This is a genomic window from Solidesulfovibrio alcoholivorans DSM 5433, from assembly GCF_000702665.1.
GTDB lineage: Bacteria > Desulfobacterota > Desulfovibrionia > Desulfovibrionales > Desulfovibrionaceae > Solidesulfovibrio > Solidesulfovibrio alcoholivorans.
Window position 1 is genome coordinate 117,045 of sequence record NZ_JNJA01000004.1, and the last position, 21,162, is coordinate 138,206.

General features: G+C 65.8%; 20 protein-coding genes. 10 read left to right on the plus strand and 10 right to left on the minus strand.

Annotated elements, in window-relative coordinates:
* The first annotated feature begins 98 nt into the window (after positions 1 to 98).
* The 9 genes from Q368_RS0108955 (at position 99) to Q368_RS0109000 (ending at position 8,155) form a co-directional block, all read left to right on the plus strand.
* The gene (locus tag Q368_RS0108955; protein ID WP_029458729.1) at positions 99 to 1,652 is read left to right on the plus strand and encodes a glycosyltransferase family 9 protein; all 1,554 of its coding nucleotides are present in this window, start codon (positions 99 to 101) and stop codon (positions 1,650 to 1,652) included.
* 83 nt (positions 1,653 to 1,735) lie between these two features.
* Complete coding sequence (locus Q368_RS0108960; protein WP_029458730.1) at positions 1,736 to 2,341, plus strand: DUF8043 domain-containing protein; 606 nt, start codon at positions 1,736 to 1,738, stop codon at positions 2,339 to 2,341.
* Between the two features lie 4 nt (positions 2,342 to 2,345).
* The gene (locus Q368_RS0108965) at positions 2,346 to 2,696 is read left to right on the plus strand and encodes a hypothetical protein (protein WP_029458731.1); all 351 of its coding nucleotides are present in this window, start codon (positions 2,346 to 2,348) and stop codon (positions 2,694 to 2,696) included.
* A 258-nt stretch (positions 2,697 to 2,954) separates the two neighbouring features.
* On the plus strand, positions 2,955 to 3,341 hold the full coding sequence (locus tag Q368_RS0108970) for a YbjQ family protein (RefSeq protein ID WP_029458732.1): 387 nt from the start codon (positions 2,955 to 2,957) through the stop codon (positions 3,339 to 3,341).
* Between the two features lie 40 nt (positions 3,342 to 3,381).
* The gene (locus Q368_RS0108975; RefSeq protein WP_029458733.1) at positions 3,382 to 3,945 is read left to right on the plus strand and encodes a hypothetical protein; all 564 of its coding nucleotides are present in this window, start codon (positions 3,382 to 3,384) and stop codon (positions 3,943 to 3,945) included.
* A 366-nt stretch (positions 3,946 to 4,311) separates the two neighbouring features.
* Entirely contained in the window at positions 4,312 to 5,694 is a 1,383-nt protein-coding gene (locus tag Q368_RS0108985; RefSeq protein ID WP_029458734.1) for a sigma-54 interaction domain-containing protein, read from the plus strand.
* Positions 5,678 to 6,484, plus strand: coding sequence for a glutaminyl-peptide cyclotransferase (locus Q368_RS0108990; RefSeq protein WP_029458735.1), 807 nt, complete (start codon positions 5,678 to 5,680; stop codon positions 6,482 to 6,484). The genes Q368_RS0108985 and Q368_RS0108990 overlap by 17 nt, the downstream gene beginning before the upstream one ends.
* A 37-nt stretch (positions 6,485 to 6,521) precedes the next feature.
* Positions 6,522 to 6,761 (plus strand): hypothetical protein, encoded by a 240-nt coding sequence (locus Q368_RS0108995; protein ID WP_029458736.1) that lies wholly within the window; start codon positions 6,522 to 6,524, stop codon positions 6,759 to 6,761.
* Between the two features lie 350 nt (positions 6,762 to 7,111).
* A complete protein-coding gene (locus tag Q368_RS0109000) occupies positions 7,112 to 8,155 on the plus strand; it encodes a linear amide C-N hydrolase (protein ID WP_281174622.1) in 1,044 nt (347 codons plus the stop codon).
* A gap of 86 nt (positions 8,156 to 8,241) precedes the next feature.
* On the opposite strand, the gene lgt is transcribed toward Q368_RS0109000, so the two are convergent.
* The 3 genes from lgt to panB all read right to left on the minus strand — a co-directional run bounded on the left by lgt (position 8,242) and on the right by panB (position 11,365).
* Complete coding sequence (gene lgt / locus Q368_RS0109005) at positions 8,242 to 9,036, minus strand: prolipoprotein diacylglyceryl transferase (protein ID WP_029458738.1); 795 nt, start codon at positions 9,034 to 9,036, stop codon at positions 8,242 to 8,244.
* Between the two features lie 68 nt (positions 9,037 to 9,104).
* Positions 9,105 to 10,448, minus strand: coding sequence for a tetratricopeptide repeat protein (locus tag Q368_RS0109010; protein ID WP_029458739.1), 1,344 nt, complete (start codon positions 10,446 to 10,448; stop codon positions 9,105 to 9,107).
* A gap of 29 nt (positions 10,449 to 10,477) precedes the next feature.
* The gene (panB, locus tag Q368_RS0109015) at positions 10,478 to 11,365 is read right to left on the minus strand and encodes a 3-methyl-2-oxobutanoate hydroxymethyltransferase (RefSeq protein WP_029458740.1); all 888 of its coding nucleotides are present in this window, start codon (positions 11,363 to 11,365) and stop codon (positions 10,478 to 10,480) included.
* 57 nt (positions 11,366 to 11,422) lie between these two features.
* On the opposite strand from panB, the gene Q368_RS0109020 reads away from it, so the two are divergent.
* A complete protein-coding gene (locus tag Q368_RS0109020; protein WP_029458741.1) occupies positions 11,423 to 12,013 on the plus strand; it encodes a TrmH family RNA methyltransferase in 591 nt (196 codons plus the stop codon).
* 132 nt (positions 12,014 to 12,145) lie between these two features.
* On the opposite strand, the gene Q368_RS0109025 is transcribed toward Q368_RS0109020, so the two are convergent.
* From Q368_RS0109025 to gatC, 7 genes are all read right to left on the minus strand, one after another.
* On the minus strand, positions 12,146 to 13,384 hold the full coding sequence (locus Q368_RS0109025) for an oligosaccharide flippase family protein (RefSeq protein WP_029458742.1): 1,239 nt from the start codon (positions 13,382 to 13,384) through the stop codon (positions 12,146 to 12,148).
* Positions 13,381 to 14,001 carry a D-glycero-alpha-D-manno-heptose-1,7-bisphosphate 7-phosphatase gene (locus Q368_RS0109030; protein WP_029458743.1) on the minus strand — a complete coding sequence of 207 codons (621 nt, stop codon included), beginning with the start codon at positions 13,999 to 14,001 and terminating at the stop codon, positions 13,381 to 13,383. The genes Q368_RS0109025 and Q368_RS0109030 overlap by 4 nt, the downstream gene beginning before the upstream one ends.
* Positions 14,001 to 17,006, minus strand: a complete 3,006-nt coding sequence (locus Q368_RS0109035) for a glycosyltransferase family 39 protein (RefSeq protein WP_029458744.1) — start codon at positions 17,004 to 17,006, stop codon at positions 14,001 to 14,003. Before Q368_RS0109035 ends, Q368_RS0109030 begins: the two co-directional genes overlap by 1 nt.
* A gap of 102 nt (positions 17,007 to 17,108) precedes the next feature.
* Positions 17,109 to 18,146: a tRNA 2-thiouridine(34) synthase MnmA gene (gene mnmA / locus Q368_RS0109040; protein WP_029458745.1), complete on the minus strand. Its 1,038-nt coding sequence runs from the start codon at positions 18,144 to 18,146 to the stop codon at positions 17,109 to 17,111.
* 64 nt (positions 18,147 to 18,210) lie between these two features.
* Complete coding sequence (gatA, locus tag Q368_RS0109045; RefSeq protein ID WP_029458746.1) at positions 18,211 to 19,677, minus strand: Asp-tRNA(Asn)/Glu-tRNA(Gln) amidotransferase subunit GatA; 1,467 nt, start codon at positions 19,675 to 19,677, stop codon at positions 18,211 to 18,213.
* A gap of 17 nt (positions 19,678 to 19,694) precedes the next feature.
* Positions 19,695 to 20,792, minus strand: a complete 1,098-nt coding sequence (locus Q368_RS0109050) for a hypothetical protein (RefSeq protein ID WP_052360088.1) — start codon at positions 20,790 to 20,792, stop codon at positions 19,695 to 19,697.
* A gap of 69 nt (positions 20,793 to 20,861) precedes the next feature.
* Positions 20,862 to 21,146 carry an Asp-tRNA(Asn)/Glu-tRNA(Gln) amidotransferase subunit GatC gene (gatC, locus tag Q368_RS0109055; protein WP_029458748.1) on the minus strand — a complete coding sequence of 95 codons (285 nt, stop codon included), beginning with the start codon at positions 21,144 to 21,146 and terminating at the stop codon, positions 20,862 to 20,864.
* Positions 21,147 to 21,162: the final 16 nt, after the last annotated feature.

The following is a 21,162-nucleotide window of genomic DNA, read 5'->3' on the forward strand; positions in this document are numbered from 1 at the left end:
CGCTCCGTTTTCTTGCTACCATCTTCGGCGCGGGGCAACAACCCGCCCTTGTGGGGGTATCCGTAACCGGATCGCCCCCCCCGCGCCATGGAGCATACATGAAGATTTTATTACAGAATCTCACACGGTTCGGCGATCTGCTCCAGTCCCAGCCCACCTTGGCCGAACTGGCGGGGCAGGGGCACGAGGTCGCCGTGGCCTGCCTGGAAAATTTTGCCGGCGCGGCGGCGCTGCTGCCCGAGGCCGCCGCCCTCCTGCCTCTGCCTGGGGCGCGGTTCCTGGCCGGCCTCGACGGCGACTGGCACGGCGCGCTTGCGGCTGTGGATGCCTACGTCGGTCGCGTGGCGCGGGAATTCGGTCCGGACATCGTCGTCAATCTGACGCCGGCCCTGTCGGCGCGCCTGCTGGCCAGGCGGCTTTGCGGCGATGCCGTGCGCGGCTTTTCCCTGGACGCCCACGGCTTTCGCCACGAATCCTCGGCCTGGGCGACCTTTCTCGAAGCCTCCTCGGCCAACAGGGGCCTTAGCCCTTTCAACGTCGTGGATCTTTTTCGCAAGGCCGCGGGCGTCGGCGCGGGGCCTGGGCGCTTCGCCTTGAAACGGCCGGCGGGGGAGGCCCTTGACGCGGCCGCCGCGCGCCTTGCCGCCGCGGCCCCGGCAGACGCGGCCTTTTTCGTGGGCATGCAGCTCGGGGCCAGCGCCGCGGCCCGGCAGTGGCCATCGGCGTCCTTCGCTGCCGTTGGCGACGCGCTTTATGCGCGTCTGCGCGCCGTGCCCGTGCTGCTTGGCGGCCCGGGCGAAAAGGAGCTCGCGCAACACTACCGCGCCGCAAGCGCCGCGCCGTGCGTGGACCTTATCGGCCAAACCGACCTGCCCGGACTTGCCGCGACCCTGGCCCACGTCCGCCTGCTCGTGACCAACGACACCGGCACCCTGCACCTGGCCGCGGGGCTGGGCGTCCCTTCCCTTTCGCTGTTCCTGGCCACGGCACAGCCCTTCGACACCGGCCCCTACCGGGAAGGGTGTCTGTGCCTGGAGCCGGACATGCCCTGCCATCCCTGCCCCTTCGGCGTGCCCTGCCCCATCGGCCATGCTTGTCGTGAGGCCGTGCCGGCGCAGACCGTGACCGACGCCGTCCTGGATTTTTTCGCGCGCGGCGCGTTCGCTCCGGGCCTCTATCCGGGAGCCCGGGCCTGGCTGTCGGGCTTCGACGTCTCGGGATTCATGGACATGACCTCCCTTTCCGGCCACGGAAGCGAACCCCGGGCGGTCTGGCTGCGTCTGACGCGCCAGGTGCTTCGTCAATTCCTTGACGAGGAAGACCTTGCCGCCGACGACGGCGAACGTTTCCCCCTGCCGGCGGCGGTGTACGACCCGCTGCGGGAAATCCTCGGCCAGTCCGCGGAATTGCTGCGCCTGCTCGCCGGGCAGGCCGGGCTGGCGGCGCGCAACGCGGCCATGAAGGACCGCTTCCTCGGCACCTGGGAACGCCTGCGCGGTCTGTGGACGGCTTCGCCGCACCTGGGCGTCCTCGGCCGGCTGTGGATGGAGGAGGCGCAGCGGCAGGCCGCGGACCTGGACAGCCTGCTTGCCCGCATTGCACGCTACGCCGCCCTTGTCGTGGCGCTCTCCGGACGCCTGGAACGGGCCTGACCTTCCTTGGCACGGTTGTTGAATGATGGGGGCGGGGATGGAAATCCTTTCCTCCCGACAACAACGCCAGAGGGAGGCGCACGATGATCAGCGTGGACGGCCGCGAAACCGGCATGGAAATCAAGCAGTTTCAAAATCTTGAGGAAATCCTGCTCAAGATCATGGACGGCGGCGAACTGGAAGGCCGCATCGTGACCGACGTCTTCGTCAACAACGAGAGCTTTTCCGAAATCTATCCCCACCAGGCCGAGGACATCGAGGTCGATGAGATCACCTCCGTCGAGGTCACGAGCGTGCCCGTGGCCGACATGGCCCACGAGGTCACGATCGAACTCGACAAGGTCGTCGCCCTGATGGAGCACGGCGCGCGGCGCGTGGCCGAACTGTTCCGCCAGGCCGACGATGCCGAGGCTTTGGAGGTCTACCAGGACCTGATGGACGTCACCCGCGACTTTCTCAATATGGTCGGTGTGTTGCGCGGAGAAAGCCTGAGAGTCGGCGCCCCCGCCTTCGATGCAGCGGCCGAGGACATTTCCAACCTGTTCTCCGAGATGGTCGAGGTGCTCGAGAACCAGGACTGGATCCTGCTCGCCGACCTGCTCGAATACGAATTCGTTCCCTCCATGTCCCGTTTCAAGGGCGTCATCGCCGAACTGCGGGAAAGTTTCCGGCAGCACGACAAGGAATAACGCCATGTCCGACAAGCTTGAATATCTCGAAGCGGCCCTGGTCGCCGGCGAACGCGAACTGCACTGCCTGCTTGCGGGCGAGATCGAAGAGGCCGAGATGCTGGCCAAGGATCGCGGCCGGCTGCTGGAAATGGCCTGGCGCTCCGCCGATCCGGAGAGCATCGGCCAGCTTCGGGACAAGCTGCTGAAGCTGAAAAACCTGCAAGGCCAGCTCACCGTCGAGGCCCGTCGGCTGCACGCCGAACTGAAGACCGATCTGCAACGGGCCAAGCAGGAAAACCAGCGTCTGTCCGGCTACCGCACCTCCGTGCGCCCCAATCCCGCAGTGCGCCGCTATCTGGACAAGGCCGGCTGATCCGAACTTCACTTCCCCCGGAAAGCGACTGTCAGGCCGGACCCTCGGGTCCGGCTTTTTTTTGTGTGTTCGCGGACGCCAGCGCCCGGCAAAGCGTGCCGCTGCGGCGTCATTATTTTGGCTGACGAGGGGGGTGTGTTTGTAAAAAGCTGAAATTATATAGCAAAAATATTGGCAGGGTCTTTGCTTAGGAAACGGCAGCCCGAAAACGGTGGAACGGCAAGGCCGTGTGCCCTGGCCTATGCAAAGGAGAACGACATGCTTTCATTCTTCGGTGGAGACAAGAAGGCCCGGGGACGTCACGAGGAACTCAAGAAGGGCGCACGCCTCAAAAACGCCAAGGAACTCTTCTATTCCGGCAAGTTTCCCGTGGTGACCACGCCGGGGCTCGAAGGGCGCAAGGTACGCAAGGTGCTGGGTCTGGTCAGCGGCCGGGGCTTCGATTCGGAATGCGCCTTCTACGGCCTCACAGCCAGCGCCCTGGACATCGGGGCCGACGCCATCATCGGCTACCAGGAAAACGTGGCCTTCCATCCCGACGGCTCGCGCTATTTCTCCTGCTACGGCACGGCCGTGATTCTGGAGCGGGAATCCGCCGCCCAGGGGCCGCGCAAGGCCGTGGGCGTCAAGTCCCTCATGCACTAAACCCGGCCCGTCCGGCCGGGGAATTCCAAGGAGAAACGCCATGAAGCGTCTCGCCGCAACCAGCCTCCTCGCCGCCTTGTGCGTTTTCCCCGGCAGCGCGTCGGCCCAGGAATACACCAAGGGCACGTCGTACATCGAGCCCCGGGGCGGGGTGTACGCGACCACGAATCCCAACGTGGGCGTCGTCGGTACCTACGGCGGCGCTGCCGGCCATTACGTCCTGGACGGCGTGGCGCTCGAGGCCGAAGGGCTCGGCTATGCCGTGGACCAGACCGGGAAAACGCCGACGCCGCTCGGCCAGGCCAGCAAGACCGAAACCAACAATGCCATGGGGGTGGCGGCCATGGCCAAGTGGAATTTTGTACGCACGCCCAAGGGCACGCTGTTCGTCGGCGCGGGCGGCGGCGGCGTCTTCGCCGAGAAGGACCTGCCGTACAACGGGCAAAAAAACAGCGGCATGGGCCAGGCCGACATCGGCGGCACCGTGGCGCTCGGCAAGAACGTCAGCCTGCGCGCCGCCGGCCGCTACCAGCACCTGGGCTCCTTCGACGACAAGGGCCTCGACAGCCTGGGCGGCAACGTCGGCCTCAAGATCAGCTTTTAGGGTCCGAGCGGTCCGGCTCCTGCGCCGGATCGTCGTCGGGCCGGGAAGGGCGGGGGCGCGAACCGCACCCCGTCGCGATGCCTCAGCCCCCGCGGATGCCGAGCTTCGGGAACACGAACCGGACGACCAGGAACCAGGCGACCATGATGCCGAGAAAGAGCAGAGTGTCGTTCATGCTGTGAACTATATCCTGTCCCGCGGCCCCCGTAAAGGGGAAAGACGGGACGTGGGGCGGCGCTTGCCTTGGGGCCTGGGCCATGCCATGCTCTTCGCATTGTGAGAAAGGAAGCAACGGCCGGAACTGTGGCCGCCGACGCGGCCGTCGGGGCTGTCGGGCGACGACGGCAGGCGGGTGCCGGGGGCGGCGTGGAATTCGAGCGCTATCTGCGGGAAATCGTCGATACCATGAGCGAGGGGCTCATGCTCGTGGCTGCCGACGGTGGCATCGCCATGGTCAACGAATCCCTGGCGCGCATGACCGGCTACGCCCCGGACGAACTCGTCGGCCGCAAGTGCCGCGTGCTCGACTGCGACGTGTGCGAGCGCGAGCGTGGCCTCGGGCAGGGGGCGTGGTGCCGGCTTTTCGCCGAGAAGAGCACCCTGGCCAAGCGTTGCGTCATCAGGCGCAAGGACGGCTCCTACCTGCCGGTCCTCAAGAAGCAGTCGCTGCTGCACGACGCCGCGGGCGCGCCGCTTTTCGCCGTGGAGACCCTGACCGACCTGTCCGAACTCGAAGGGCTCGACCGCAAGGTGGAGGCCCTTTCGCGCCTGCTTTCCTCCGAGGCGGGCTTTCACGGCATGATCGGAGCTTCTCCCGCCCTCGGCCGCGTGTTCGACCTCATCGAGCGCGCCGCGGCCAGCGATGCGCCGGTGCTGCTTACGGGCGAATCCGGCACGGGCAAGGAGCTCGCCGCCCGGGCCATCCACGAGCTCGGCCGGCGGCGCGGCGGGCCGTTCGTGCAGCTCAACTGCGCCGCGCTCTCCGAAAGCCTGCTCGAAAGCGAGCTGTTCGGCCACGCCAAGGGCGCGTTCACCGGCGCGCACCGCCATCGCCAGGGCCGGTTCGAGGCGGCCGACGGCGGCGACCTCTTCCTCGACGAGATCGGCGACGCCCCGTCCGCCATCCAGGTCAAGCTCCTGCGCGTGCTCGAGACCAAATCCTTCGAGCGCGTGGGCGAGAGCCGGTCCGTGCGCGTGGATGTGCGGGTGGTTGCCGCCACCAACCGCGACTTGGCGCGGCTCACGGCCGAGGGGCGCTTCCGCGAGGACCTGTTTTTTCGCGTCAATGTCATCCCCATCCGCCTGCCACCCCTGCGGGAGCGCCTGGAGGATCTGCCCGCGCTGGCCGAACATTTTCTGCGCCGCCTCGCCGGACAGGCCGGACGCCCGGTTCCGGCCGTCGCGCCAGGGGCCATGCGGCTTCTGCTCGCCCACGACTGGCCGGGCAATGTCCGCGAGCTCAAAAGTGCCCTGGAGTACGCTTTCGTGGTTACGGACGCCGGCCCCATCGAGCCGGCGCATCTGCCGCCGGGGCTCGTTGCCGAGGCTTCGCTTCCCGAGTGCCTGTCGCCCCGCGGCGTCCGGGCGGAAATCCCGGACGGCGACGCGCGCAGCGCGCTTGTCGCGGCGCTGCGCAGCGCCGGCGGCAACCGTTCCGGCGCGGCCAGACTCCTTGGCGTCAGCCGGGGCACGGTGCTCAACCGCATGCGCAAATACGGAGTGGATTCCAAACATGTTCTCGAATATTAGCCGGTCGCTCGGCCGGCTCCCCCTCCTCGCCGCATGCCTGCTGTTCGCGTCGGCGTCCCTGTCCCTGGCCGGCGCGCCGGTCTTTACGGCCCGAAGCATCGCGCAACTCCCGCACGACCCCGCGGCCTTCACCCAGGGGCTGCTTTATGACAACGGCGTTTTATACGAGAGCACGGGGCTCTACGGCCGTTCCTCCCGGCGACGCCTGGACGTGAAGACCGGCAAGGTGCTCGCCGCGCGGCAGCTGCCCGCCGCGCTTTTCGGCGAGGGGCTCGCGCTCGCAGACGGCTGGCTCTACCAGCTGACTTGGCGCGAGGGGCGGGTGCTCGTGGCCGACCCGGCGACGCTCGAAACGAGGTCCGTGCTGCCCCTGCCCACCGAGGGTTGGGGCGCGACGGTGCTCGACGGGGCGCTCGTGGTCAGCGACGGCTCGGACAGGATCGCCTTTTACGACCCCGACAACATGAGACTCCTGGGCAGCCTGGCCGTAACCGACGAGGGCGCGCCGGTGACTGCACTCAACGAACTCGAGGTCGTGGGCGGCAAGCTCTGGGCCAATGTCTGGCACGACACGCGCATCGCCGTCATCGACCCGGCCTCGGGCCGGGTTGTCGCCTGGGTGGATTGCGCCGCCCTGGCCCGGCCCCAGCTTGAAGTCGATTCCGAAAACGTGCTCAACGGCATCGCCTGCGATCCGGCCACGGGTCGCGTCTGGGTGACGGGCAAGAATTGGTCCGTGATCCACCAAATCGACGTGCCCGGGCTGCCCATGGGCGCGCCGCTGTCCTGAACGCACGCGCTGGCGCGCGCAAACGGAAAGGACCGCTATGAAGCAGAAATGCAGGATGTGTCGCTATTGGAAGGGGCCCATCCCGGCCGAGCACCGCTACTGTCCGCCCGAGGAGATGCTCACGGGCGAATGGGGCTATTGCAAACGCCATGCGCCGGCGCCGGCCGCCGCGCCCGTGGAGCAGGCCCGGGGCAAGACCTACGTGGCCGTGTGGCCGGAAACCCAGGCCGACGATCTGTGCGGCGAATTCGTGCTCATTCCGCTGCACAAGGAATAGCATTGCAGGACATTGTGCTGCCAAGTCCATTTGGAAGCATGCCGCGGAACTATTCTATGACATATATGAGAAGGTTTTGCGTCAGAACTCCGTAACAGATATTCACGAGCAGTCTTTTCCGCCGTTGGCAACACTTTGGGATTGCTGCTTTACTCTTGCTGCGTAATGTGATTTGTGTCAGAGTGCTACGGCAACGTCTCTCCAGGGTTGTGCGTTTTTTTTCTTGTTGGAGAGGGCGTTTCTGAGGATTCAGGGGTATTCCTGTCCGCAATCCCAATGTTCGTGGAGGCACTCTCATGTTGCAACGCGCAGTCGGCCTGTTGTTTTTGTCTTACCTGCTCGGGATTGCCATGCCGCAGGCATCGGCTTGCACCAGTGTACGGATCAAAACGTCGGATGGGCTTGTTTTTTATGCCAGGACCATGGAAGGCGAATGGACGTTGCAGACGGTCCTCGGCATTGTGCCCCGGGGAACGCCCTACCAGGGCACACTGCCTGATGGAAGTTCCAAGGGAGTGAAATGGAAGACGAAATATGCCTTCGTCGGCATGTTCGATTTCGGCATGCCCCTGGCCTCGGACGGCATGAACGAAAAGGGCCTCGTGGTCGGGCAACTGTTCCTGCCGGGATATGCAGCCTACGAACCGTTCGAAAGCGCCAAGTCCGGCAAGACGTTGGCGCAATATGAATTGGGGACGTGGCTGCTTTCGAATTTCGCGAGCGTGGCCGAGGTGCGCAAGGGCTATCGCGGCGTGCGCGTCTGCCAGGGCCCCACGGACAAGTCCGGTCCGTTGCCTCTGCATTACGTGGTGCACGATCCGTCCGGCGACTGCGTCGTCATCGAGTACACGCCCGGCAAGGTGACGCTTTATGAAAATCCGTTGGGCGTCATGACCAACTCGCCGACCATGGACTGGATGCTCACCAACCTCGACAACTATATCAACCTGTCCGTCATGAACATAGCGCAAAAGGACCTCAAGGGTCTGACGCTCAGGCAGTTCGGACAGGGGTCGGGCCTCTACGGCCTGCCCGGGGACTACAGCCCGCCGAGCCGCTTTGTGCGCATGGTGGCGCTCAGCCAAGCCGCCTTGCCGGCCAAGGGCGCCGACCAGGGCCTCAACCAGGCCATCACCATCCTGGACAACGTGGACATTCCCATCGGCGCGGTGCGGGGCTTTGAAGGCAAGGAAGAACGTTTCGACAAGACCATCTGGTCCGTGGTGGCGGACACCGCGCGAATGCGCTATTATTACCGCAGCATGGACAACAAGAACTGGCGGTATGTGGACCTTGCCAAGGCGTTCGCCGCAGCCAAGGGCATCGAATCCCTGCCGGTCTTTCTCGCCGTCGATTACCCGGACACCACGGCCCAGGCCACGCCGTTTCATTAATGCGAATGCGGCGTTCCCGGAATGTCCTCGTTGACATTCCGGGAACGCCCTGCTGCATGCTCTGCGGAGAGGGGTGGAAAGCCTTGTCAGGCGGCCTTCGTGGGCGCGGGCCGCAGCCACAGCAGCCACGCCGCCAGCAGGATGACCGGGATGCTCAGCAGCTGGCCCATGGTCAGCCAGCCGAAGGCCAGGTAGCCGAGCTGCGGATCGGGCACACGCACGAATTCCACGACGAAGCGGAAGATGCCGTACCAGAGCAAAAAGACGCCTGACACCGCGCCGGTCTTGCGCTTTTGGGCCGAATAGAGCCACACGATCAGGAAAAGCGCCAGTCCTTCCAGGCTCGCTTCGTAGAGTTGGGAGGGATGACGCGGCAGCCCGCCGGCCCTGGGGTCGGGGAAGATCATGGCCCAGGGCACATCGCCCACTTTGCCCCACAGCTCGCCGTTGATGAAATTGCCGATGCGCCCGGCCAGGATGCCGAGCGGCACGAGCGGCACCAGGAAATCCGCCACGCCCCAGAAGCCCTTGCCCGACTTTTTCCCGAGCAGCCAGGCGACCACGGACATGCCGACGATGCCGCCGTGGAAGGACATGCCGCCCTGCCAGACCTTGAAAAAGGAGAGCGGGTCGGCCACGAGCCCTGGCATATCGTAGAAGATCTCGTAGCCTGTGCGGCCGCCGAGCACCACGCCCAGCACCGAATAGGTGATGAGGTCGTCCACTTCCAGGGCGGTCCAGCCCGAGCCTGGGCGTGCGGCCCGGTAGCGGCCGAGCAGCCAGGCCGAGCAGAAGCCGATCAGGTACATGAGGCCGTACCAGCGCACGTGCAGAGGGCCGAGGCTTATGGCCACGGGGTCGAACTGGGGATAGGCGAGCATGAAGGGGTCCTGGCGCGAGGCCGGTTGGCGTCCGGGCGGCCGGCGGGCCGTCGCTTGGAAGGGGCTGTCTACTGCCCCTGGCCGATTTCTTCGAGCAGGCTTTTGGCCTTGGCGTAGTTTGGATTGAGCTCCAGCGCCTTTTTCAGGTAGTCCACGGCCTGTTCCTTCTTGCCGTAGCGGCGATAGACCGTGGCGATGTTGTAGCACACCGCCTCGCCCGTGCGCCACAGGTCCGCATTGAGCGTCAGCGCCCGGTCCAGGTACTGGTAGGCTTCGATGTACTGGCGGCCCTCGGTGTAGGCCATGGCGATGTTGTAGTACAGGCCGCCGTCGTTGGACGAAATCTTGAGCGCCTTGCGGTACTCGACGATGGCGTCCTGCCACTTGCCCTGACGGCGCAGCATGAGTCCCAGGCGGTTGAACGTCTCGATGTCCGAGCGGTCGAGCATGTTTTTGCGGGTGTTGAGCGCCTGGCGCAGGTACTGCTCGGACAGTTCGGGCGCGGATTCCATGCAGCGTACGGCGATGGACTGGGTGACGCGGCTGACCGCGTCCAGCGCTTCCTTGGTGGCGATGCGCACGGCTTGGTCAAAGGCCAGCTTGGCCTTGTCGGCATCGCCCAGCTTGATGTAGCCCGCGCCGATGTCCACCTTGCGGTCCACGTTGAGCGGCGACAGTTTGTCCAGGCGCTCCAGGAATTTGAGCTCCTCCTGGGTGTTGCCCTCCTCGCGGTGCAGTTCGGCGATCTTCTTGAGCGGATCCAGGAAAAGTTTCGCGCCTTTTTCCGCCTGGGTATAGGCCCGAAGCGCGTCATCGCGCTTGCCCATGGCGCGCAGGGCGTCGCCCATGAGCAGCAGCCCCGACGGGCTGTTGGGCTTGAGATCCAGCACCTGTTTGGCGGCCTTGGCCGCTTCCAGGGGATTGCCCATGTCGAGGCTCTGGCGGCCCTTGTCCATGAGCTCGCCGAGTTGGCCGCGCGGCTTGACCGTGAAGGCGATCTTCTCGATCAGCGTATCCGGGGAAATGGGCTTGGTGATGATGTTGTCCGCGCCCAGTTCGTGCAGGAGCACCAGCTTGTCGCGCTCGACTTCGGTGGTCAGCACGACCAGGAACAATTCATTGGTGAAATCGGACTTCAGGTAGCGGATGAGGTCGGAGGTGTTGCGGCCATTGAGTTCGCGTTCGATGAAGACAAGGAGTTTATGGCTCTTTGCCCGCAGCAGCTTGATTTCCTTGTGCAGACCCTCGACTGTGGCGACGTTATAGACGCATTCGTCCTTGATCGTCAGATGGCGCAGGAGGGTGCTGCGCAGGTTTTTGTTGAAGACGGCATCGGTGCTGACGACCACGAACACGCCGTTTTGCAACGCCACGAATTCCCGGACGTCATCATCGTATTGCTTGTTTTTCATGCAGAACTCACAGGCAGGGCGCTAGGCGCTCAGGCGGGGTCGCCTTTGGTCGCCTCGGGCCCGGCGGCAGTCGCGTCGGTGTGTATCCGGGAGATAAAGGCGGCATAGGCGTCGGGGGCCATGGAAAAAACATGCTCAGGTCCCGGGAAAACGCCGTTTCTAACCGCATCGGCCCATTGCGTCAACGCCTCCACGGCAAGGTCGCCGAGTTTGGCGTATTGCTTGACGAATTTCGGCAGGAACCGGTCATAAAGCCCGAGCACATCGTGGAAAACGAGCACCTGCCCGTCGCAGTCGGCTCCGGCCCCGATGCCGATGGTCGGCACCGGCAGGTGCTTGGTGACCACCGCCGCGACCGCGGCGGGAATGCACTCGAGCACCACGGCGAAACACCCCGCCTCGGCCAGCGCCATGGCGTCTTCCAAAAGCCGCGCCGCCGCCTCGGCCGTCTTGGACTGGACCTTGAAACCGCCAAGCGCCGCCACATGCTGGGGCGTGAGCCCCACATGGCCGATGACCGGGATGCCGGCGGCCACGATGGCCCGCACCTGCGGCAACACCTCGCGCCCGCCCTCCAGCTTGACCGCGCCGGCCCGGCCCTCCTTGAGGAAGCGCCCGGCATTGGCCACGGCCTCGGGCACCGATACCTGATAGGAAAGAAATGGCATGTCCGCCACGACCAGGGCGTTTTCCGCCCCGCGCGACACCGCCCGGGTGTGGTGGAGCATCTCCTCCATCGTCACCGAAAGCGTGTCCTCGTGACCCAGCACCACCATGGCCAGCGAATCCCCCACCAGCAGCATGTCCACGCCGGCCGCCTCGGCCAGACGCGCGGCGGCGAAATCATACGCCGTCAACATGGCCAGCTTGCGCGTTCCCTTGGCAGCCAGCACCGCCGGAGCGGTCACCTTGGTCATCACTTTCCCCCTCTTCGGCCTTGCGTCCGTCCGGTCCATGGCTTATGTGCCACGGCCATGCGCATCTGCATCACCGAACGCCGACTCGATCGTATCCGGGACGTCCTGTCCAGACGACAGACCGATTTGACGCTTGTCATAAACAACATTCACGATCCACACAATGTTTCGGCCATATTACGAAGCTGCGACGCGTTCGGCATTCACCGCGTCCACCTGCTCTACACCGATACGGCCTTCCCCGCGCTCGGCAAGAAATCCTCGGGATCGGCCAAGAAATGGGTCGAAACCGTACGCCACAAGGATGCCGCCTCCCTGGCCGCCGTCCTCAAAAGCCAGGGCTATACCCTCGTCGCCACCAGCTTCTCCGAAACCGCCCGGCCGCTGGCCGCATGGGACTTCACCGGCAAGATCGCCATCATCCTCGGCAACGAACATCGGGGCGTGGACGAAGACCTCGCTCCCCACGTCGACGGTGCGCTCTATATCCCCATGCAAGGCATGGTGCAAAGCCTCAATGTCTCCGTCGCCGCCGCCATCATCCTCTACGAAGGCTTCCGCCAACGCCACGTCGCCGGTTGCTACGACACCCCCAGCCTGCCCGCGGACGAGCTGGAACGCCTGACCCAGCTTTGGGCGCAGAAGTAGCGAGAACGGGAGAGAAGGCGGGGGAGCTGAAGAGGGAAGATGCCTCCGGCGGCCGGGGGGGATGATCCTCCCCGGCCGCCGGAGGCATCTTCCTCTTTTCCCCTCTCTTTTCCCTTCCGCTCTCCCTATTCCTTACTCCTTCTCCATCCCCTTCTCCCTTGCGCCCGCACCGAATCCTCCCCGGACGAAACAGAGCGCCAGCCCTGCGCACAGGGTCGCTTCGGTGGCGATGGTGGCCAGGGCTGCGCCTTTTGCGGCGAGCAGCGGGATGAGCAGCAGGTTGAGGAGGATATTGAGTACGGCGGCGAGGACGGTGAGCAGGGCGTAGGCGCGTTCGCGTCCCAGTGCCACGAGGGCCTGGGTGAGGACGTAGTTGGGCAGGATGAAAGGCAGCGAGCCGAGCAGCCAGGCGAGCAGCGGGATGGCGTCGAAGTATTTGTCGCCGAAGGCCAGGGTGAGAATGTAGGGGCCGAGCAGCAGGCCGCCGGTGGTGGCGGCGAGGGACAGGGCGATCATGACGCCGAGCATGCGGGTGAAGGAGTGCTTGAAGGCTGCGGTGTCGTTTAAGGAGACGCGCAGGGTGCGGAAGAAGATGTGCGCGAGCGGCGTGGCCAGCATGATGACGCCTTCGATGAGGCGGTAGGCGGCTGCGTAGTTGCCGACTGCGGCCGGGTCGTCCGTGAGCAGGCGCAGCAGGATGATATCGCAGCGGAAGTAGATGGTGGTGGCGGCGGAGATGCAGAGAAACGCCAGGCAGGGGGCGTAGACTTCGCGGGTCGGGGCCAGGCGCGGCCGGACGCGCAGGGCTCGGCCGTAGGGGGTGATGCAGGCCACGGCCTGTCCGGCGAGGAGTCCCAGGAAGATGGCGGTCGGCCCAGGCGACGGGAAAAGGAGCGCGATGCCGACGCAGAGCGCGGTGGCGGTGCGGGAAAGCGCCCGCCACAGGCCTTCGGCGGCGAAATTGTTGTGTCCTTTGAGCGAGGACGAGACCAGGGCGGCGGCGGTAAAGAGCGCGTAATAGGCCACGGCCGCGCCGAGGGGGAGGTTGTCGGCGTCCGGGAACAGGGGCACGAGGGCGAGCCCGAGGAGAGTGGTTGCACCGAGGTGCCCGAGCGCCAGGGACATGAGCGGCGGCCTGTCGGAATTTGCGGTCAGGGCGGCCTTGGCTGTTTCGCGGAAGATCAGGGTGGAAAAGCCGCCGTCCTGAAGGATGGCGAAAATCGAGGCCACGGTGAGGATGTAGGAATACTGGCCGAACTGCGCCGGGCCGAGCACGCGGCCGAGCAGGAAGGTGAGTCCCACGGACACGGCAGCGGCGTAGAGGGTCGCGGCCCACTGGCTGGTGAGGGCCTTGGCCAGGGCGCGGCTCACGGGGCGCTCCCGGGGCCGGCGTATGCCAGAAGATGGTCCACGGCGGCGGGCAGATCCCGGGCCAGGACGTGGGGCCAGCCCGGCCGGCGCGCGCCGAGGGCGAGGGAAGCGGCGTCGTTTGGGAGTTGCGGCAGGCCCAGTTCACGGGCATGGCGTGCGCCGTGGCCCGTGGTCACGAGGATGGTCAGGGGTGAGCCCAGGGCGAGGCCGAAGGCGATGTCCGAGGCGGCGTCGCCGATGACGGCCGTTTCGGCGGCGAGCAGGCCGTGGCGCGCGGCCAGGGCCGTGAACATGCCCGTGGCCGGCTTGCGGCAGGCGCAGCCGTCGGACGGGGCGTGGGGGCAATGGGCCGTTTCCGTGAGGATTACGCCATAGGGCGCGAGCAACGCGTCCAGGCGGTCGCGCACGGCTTCGTACTGGAGCGGGGCGTAATAGCCCCGGCCGATGCCGGACTGGTTGGTGACGGCGAAAAGCCGCATGCCCGCCCGGGCGAGTCTGGCCAGGGCCTCGCCGCCGCCCGGCACCAGGGCCACGCCTTCGGGGTCGCAGAGGTAGTGGCGTTCCTCGATGATGGTGCCGTCGCGGTCGAGCAGGACGTTGCGGAGGGCGGGCGGCATCAGAAGTCGTCCTGGAGGCTCGGCAGATAGGGCTGCGGCCGGGGTGAGAGAAAAAGTGACAGGGGCGCATCGGCGTTTTCGCGAAGCGTCAGGGGGAGGGTCTCCCCGGCGACGGGGATGCCGGAAAACGCCGTGGCGTCGAGTTCGGCCTCGATGCGCATGCGCGTGTCGTCCCTGGACCAGAGCTGCGCGCCCGATTCGGACAGTTCGAAGCGCACGAAACCGGTGGTCACGGGCTTGTCGAAGCGCAGCACCGAGACGCGCCGGGTCATGAGGCCTTCCCAGAGCCCGGAGCGGTCGCTGGCGAGGCGGTCCAGGGTCTTGAAGCGTTTGCCGTCCGTGGAAAAGGAGATGGTCACGTTGTTCTTGCCGGCCTTGTCCGCGTAGATACGCGGATAGGAGACGATGCGCAGCAGGCGCAGGGGGTAGGCGGAGCTCAGGGGCACGGTCACGGCGCAAGGGCCTGGGGCCTTGCAGGACAGACAGTCCTCGTTTTTGTTTTTGCGGATGTTGTCGGCCAGGGGAAAGGCGGCCAGGGCTTCGGATTCGCTATGGAAGCTCGGCTCGAAGCGCAGCACGCCGGTATTGCGCTGGAGAAGCAGGGTGGCAGGCGCAGGGGCGAGGACCGGCACGGCCACGGTCTTGCCGCCGACGTCCAGGTGCGGGCGGTTGAGCGCACCCCGGAGCTTGAGCGCCGCGAATTCCTGTGGCGGTGACTGGCCCAGGCGCGTGGTCACGGGGACGCCCGGGGCGAGGCGCACGAAAGGATCGGCTAGGGCCGGGTCGAAAAAGAGGTAGGCCGGGGAGCCGTCCGGTCCGGGGATGGTAAAGACCGGCACGAGTCCGGGGTGGGCCTGGCGAAAAGCGGCGAGGGACGCGTACGGGTTGGCCGGTCCTTGGGCGATTTCCTGCGCGGCCGGGAAGGCGTAAAGGGCGTCGGCGTCCATGAGGGGCTCGCCGGGCAGCCAGCGGGCCAGGGCGTTGTGGCCCGCCGCGCGCCAAAGCGCGGCCTCTGCCGGGCCGGGGCCGGACGGCGCGCCGTCGAGCGCGGCTTTGAGTTCGATACGCGAGACTTCGATGACGCCCGGCTCGAACACCGGGCCGTAGGCGATGCGCAGCCGCACTTGCGCCGCGCCGTTGCCTCGGATTTCCAGCGGAAAGTCCCGGCCGATCACGCGCCGGTTTTTCTCAAGCGGCGCGATGCGTTTGCCGTCCGGACCGAGGAAGTCCTTGTCGGTCACCACGCCGGCTTCCAGCCAGGGACCGTCGTCCACGGCCAGGGAGAGCGTCACGCGGGAATCCGAAGGCAGATCGGCCAGGAACTCGGCGGTGAACTCCAGGTGAACCGTCGTGCGTGCGATACGCGTGCCCGGTGCGGCCACGAAACGGTACTCCGCATGGCCGGGCTTGTCGTAATCGAAGTGGGCAAGGGTTTGGGCGAGGCTGTCCGGGGCGAGGTTGGCCGCCTCCTCGCAGTCTTCATAGAACCTGTAGGTGCTGAAATCCTCGACATAGGCGGCATCCCCGTCGGTGCCTGGGAAAAGCGCCACCGGCGCGGTGCTGACAAGGCCCATGGCGGAAATGGCGGTGTCCCGGATGACGGCGCGCCGCTGGGGCGTAAAAGGGATTTCGGGCTGCGGTTTGCCGTTTTCGATCAGGTAGAAGGCGCGTTTGTAGCCGTCCGGGGTATAGGTCGAAAGGCTTGTGAACGCGTGCGGCATGTACCAGTCGGTGACGAGCTTCATGTTGCGGTTTTTCTGAAAGAACAGATAACGGATATTGTTTTTGTTCCAGGCAAGGTAATCCGAGAGTTCCTTGTAATAGGAGGTTTCGCGCCGGTAATAAATGGAAAGGGAGCGCACGTTGGGGATGCTGACGAGCAGGCACAGGAACACGCCGGCCAGGGGCGCTGCCCATGCCGCGCGTTGCGGCGCAAGCGCCATGTGCCGGGCGACGCGATCCGCGATCCAGGCCGCGCCGAGGCCGGCCAGGGCAACCAGGGCGTAATAGGTGTTGAAGAGGTAGCGGGAGCTTAGCTCAAGCCTAGTCGCAGCAGCCAGGAACGCGACCAGCGGCATGAGCGCGAAGGCGGCCAAAAGCGCCAGTCCGTCGCACCACGGCCGCCGCAGGGCCACGGCGCAACCGAGTAGGGCGAGCAGGGCCAAGGGCAGCCAGGGCAGGCCGGGCCCGGGCGCGGCGTAGGACCCGAATTCCGACAGGACGTTGCGCAGGAAGTCGCCCGGGATCGAAGGCGACCCTCCGCCGGATTTGAGCAGGGTGAAGACGTTATTATAGGCCGTAAGCCAGGGGATGTAGAGGATGGCCGCGACGACCACGCAGCCGGCCAGGGCAAGCCCCTTGCGCAGGGCCTGCCCCGGGGAAAGCTCTCGAGTCGCCAAGCCGCGCAGCAGGAACCAGGCCGTAAAGACCCCTTCGGCCGCGATGTTCGAGGTAGCCGTATAGGCCGTGTAGCACATGGCCGTTGTGGCGGCGACGTAGCCTGCGTAGCGACCCAGGCCGCCCTTGGTCAGGGCGCGGTAGAGTGTGAGCAGCGACAGGAGCCCCAGCAGCATGAAGAGGCTGTAGGGCCGCAACTCCCGGGAATAATGAATCTGGTAGACGGAAAACGTGGCCAGGACGGCGGCGCAGATGCCGGCGCTGTGGCTGAAGACCGTCGCGCCGAGCGCGTAGACCACGCCGATGGTCGCCGTGCCGCAGGCGACGCTCAAAAGCCGCAGCACAGCGTCGTTGCGGCTTGCGGCGAGCACGGCGTGGGTGAGCAGGTGGTAGAGCGGCGGAAAGAATTCGCCGCCGATGTCCGACGGCCCCACCACGGTGAGCGTGTGGAGCATGCGGGACACGGGCAGCTTGGCGATGCCGAGCGTGATGAATTCGTCCCACCACAGCGACGGCTCGCCCAGGTGCAGCAGGCGCAGCAGCGCGCCGGCCGCGAGCAGCAGGGCGAGGAGAATGGCGTAGAGGCGTCGGGTGTTGTCGCTGGGCATGGAGGGTGCGATTTTCCTTGCCCCAAAAATGAGGGGCAAAGGCCATTTAGCCAAGGTTTGCCGGGATGACAAGGCCGCTGCGCGTCGCGTCGGTCACGTCGGTCACGCGTCTTCGAGCACGCCTCCGGCCAGGACACGGCCCGCGGCGTCGTAGAGCACGGCGAGCTGGCCGGGAGTCGGCCGGGTCACGGGCTCGGCGAAGGCGATGACGAGCGTTTCCCCGTCCATGGCCGCGCGCGCCGGGCGTGGGCGCATGCGGTAGCAGGTTTGCGCCAGGACGGTTTCGGGCCAGTTCTCCGGCGTGACCAGCAGGTTGACGCGGCCGGCACGGCAACATGTTACGGCGAGGTCGCTTTTTGGGCCGACGCGCAGGGCGTTTCGGGCCGCATCCTTGGCCAGCACGTAGAGGGGCTCGCGCCAGCCAACGCCAAGGCCCTTGCGCTGGCCCACGGTGTGCCGCCACAGGCCCTGGTGCGTGCCCAGGCGCGATTCGTCGGGGAGCAGGATGGGGCCGGGGCCGGAAAGCGGCGCGCCGCTTGCCTGCAAAAAGGCGCGGTAGTCGTCGCCGGGCACGAAACAGACCTCGCGCGATTCCTTGGGCAGCGGCGGCGCAAGGCCAAGGGCGGCCAGCGCCGCCGGGTTGTCGGCTTTTTTTCGGTCCGCCAGCGGAAAGACCGCCTGGGCCAGGGCGGAAGCGGGAACGAGGGAGAGGAAATAGCTCTGGTCGCGCGTGGCATCGGCCCCGCGATAAAGCGCCGGCCCGTTTCCGGTCGCCTCAAGCCGGGCGTAGTGCCCCGTGGCGAGCCGTTCGGCCCCGAGGCCGCGCGCGGCGATAAGCAGCAGGCCGAATTTCATGTCCCGGTTGCAGGCGGCGCAGGGATTGGGCGTAAGGCCCTGGGCGTAGGCGGCGATGAAGGGGGCGATGACCCGGTCGTGAAACGCCCGGGAGAGGTCCACGGCCTGAAACGGTACGCCTATGGCGTCGCACTGCGCGGCAATGGCCGAGGCCAGATCACGCTTCTCCGCGTCGGGCGGCAGAAAATGGGCATGCACGGCCATCACGTCATGGCCGGCCAAGCGCAAGAGCCCAAGCGCCAGCAGGCTGTCCGCCCCGCCGGACAACGCCACAGCTACCCGCATATTCCCCCCTTCCAGGGGGTCCGGGGGGGATGATCCCCCCCGGCCGCCGGAGGCATCTTCCCTCTTACAATCCCGCCGGCTGCGGGAGTTTGGGCAGGTTCTCTCCGAGCACCTTGGCCGTGCGCAGGATGGCGGCCTCGTCGAAGGCCGGGCCGAAGAGCTGCATGCCGATGGGCATGCCGGAATCCTTGCCCAGGCCCACGGGCATGGACAGGCCGGGAAGACCGGCGAGGTTGAGGGAAATGGTAAAGATGTCGCTCAAGTACATTTTAAGCGGATCGCCCGTCATCTTGCCGATGGGGAAGGCGGCGAAGGGCGAGGTCGGGCCGCAGATGACGTCGCATTTCGTGAAGGCGTCGAGGAAGTCTTGGCGGATGAGCCGGCGCACCTGCGCGGCCTTGCGGTAGTAGGCGTCGTAGTAGCCGGCCGAGAGCACGTAGGTGCCGATGATGATGCGGCGGCGCACCTCCGGGCCGAAGCCCTTGGAGCGCGACAGTTCGTAGAGTTCCTCCAGGGTCTTGGCTTCGGGGGCGCGGTAGCCGTAGCGCACGCCGTCGAAGCGGGCGAGGTTGGAGGACGCCTCGGCCATGGCCACGATGTAGTAGGTGGCCACGGCGTAGTGGGTGTGGGGAAGCGACACGGGCACGACCTTGGCCCCGAGGCTCGCGGCGACGTCCATGGCCTGGCGGCAGGATTCGCGAACTTCCGCGTCCACGCCTTCGCCCCAGTACTGGTCGGGCAGGCCGATGGTCAGGCCCTTGAGGTCGGCCGCGCCGGCGAGGGCCGCCTCGAAGTCCGGGACCTCGCGCGGGGCCGAGGTGGAATCCTTGGGATCGTGGCCGGCGATGACCGTGAGCATGGCGGCGGCGTCGTCCGCGGTGCGGGCGAGGGGGCCGATCTGGTCGAGGCTCGAGCCGTAGGCGACGAGGCCGAAGCGCGAGACGCGGCCGTAGGTGGGCTTGATGCCGACCGCGCCGCAAAAGGCGGCGGGTTGGCGTATGGAGCCGCCGGTATCGGTGCCGAGCGCGGCGAAGCACTGGCCCGCGGCCACGGCGGCGGCCGATCCGCCGCTCGAGCCGCCCGGAACGCGGGAGAGGTCCCAGGGGTTGGCCGTGATCTTGTAGGCGGAATTTTCCGTGGACGAGCCCATGGCGAACTCGTCCAGGTTGGCTTTGCCCAGGATGATCGCACCGGCGTCCTTGAGCTTTCCGATGCAGGTTGCGTCGTAGAAGGGCACGAAATTTTCGAGGATTTTGGAGCCGCAGGTGGTGGGGGCGTCGGCGACGCAGATGGCATCCTTGATGCAGACGGGCACGCCCCAGAGGCGTTTGCCGGCATCCGGGCCGGTGGCATCCATGGCCTTGGCCTGTTCGAGGGCCTTATCGCCGTCCAGGTGCAAAAGCGCCCTGATCTTGGGCTCCGTTTCTTCGATGCGGCGCAAGCAGGCGGCCACGGCCTCCTCGGCCTTGATTTCCCGGGCGGCCAGCTTGTCGCGAACGTCGGTCAGGGTCAGCGAGACGATGTCGGGCATGGTGTTTCCTTTGCTGCTTACTGGCTCATGGCGGCGTAGGCGTCCAGGGTGGCGATGACCTGGGTCAAGGCGGTGAGGACTTCGTCCGCGTTGTCGTTGATGTCGATAGCTATGGTGAACTTTCCGTTATATACGTATCCGAGATGGTGCAATGTTTCCTCGACATCTTTCTTCAGTGTCGGAAACGGGGCAAGATATTCCGTATAGAACTGCAAGGAAGGTCCTGTAGGCTTGCCGAAAGCATATGTAACCATCTTGCCGTGCAGCCGGCACTTGAGGGAGAAGTTCGTGATCCCAGGGACTACGATGTGGTTATGCTGTCGTGCCGTATCAACGACCTGTTCGAATATTTCCTTGCGGGGGTAGGCGCAAAGCTGCTTTTCAATGCTTTCGTATTTCTTCTTTCCCAGGTTCTTCCGGGACTGATTTTGTTCCGTCTGGCCGATGACGCGCGGCACGAAGGCCTTAAGGTTGCTTCTTTCGTTGACGAACTGTTTGAGTTCGACCGCCAGCACTTCGACATCCGTCGTTTTGGCATTGAGAAATTCCACAATCCTGCGCAGTTCCCTGGGTATGGTATCGGCAACGAAAAGCAACCGCACGACGCCGTTGGCCAAGTTGGCGTCAGCCATCGCCCAGAAGGCGTCTTGATCATCCTCGGAGGCCGCTGCGTCGAGCTGGAGCAATTCGCCCAGGGCATCCGCCAGGGAGCGCCCGGCCGTCGCAGCTGTTTCTTCCGCGAGCACGCGCAGTTTTCCCTCGGGCCAGTACTCCATGCCGTTGGCGGCGTAATCGAGCATCTGCGCGACGACTTCGCGGCGCAGGCGGGGGTCGCTTGAACGTTTGCACTCGACAAGCGTCGGGATGCCGTCCTGATCCACGAACAGATGGTCCAGGCTCCAGAAATCGCCACCGTCCTTGGCGCAGGGAACGCCTGCCTCGCGCCTGACGAGCAGCCAGCGACGCGGATTTTCCTGGTCGATCTGATCCCCCGGGAGCAGCTCGGGCGTCGAGGCTAGGTGGGCCTGTAAAACGCGTTCTGCGTCATACGGGCGCGCTTCCATGGGGCAAAGCGCGTCATCGTCGCCGATGAGAAAAATCCTGGGGTATTGCATGAGCGGTCTTCAGCCCGGCTCACTCTCCCGGGAGCATGCCGCCCGGGAGAGTGAGAGCCAAGCGAAAAACTATACGATTTTGGGGACGATGAAGAACTGCCCGTCCGTGGCCGGGGCGTTGGCCAGGATATTGTCGCGGGAGAAGGTCTTGGCGGCCTTGTCCTCGCGCATGGGCGTCTCATGGAGAACCGGGCTGTAGAGCGGCTCGACGCCGTCTGTATCCACCGCGCCGAGCGTCTCCATGTAGGCCAGGATGCCGTCCATCTGGGCGGCGAACCCTTCCAGATCACTTTCATCCAGGCGCAGGCGGGCCAGCTTGGCCACCTTGGTCACTTCCTCGATTCCGATGCTCATGGGCGCGTCTTCCTTG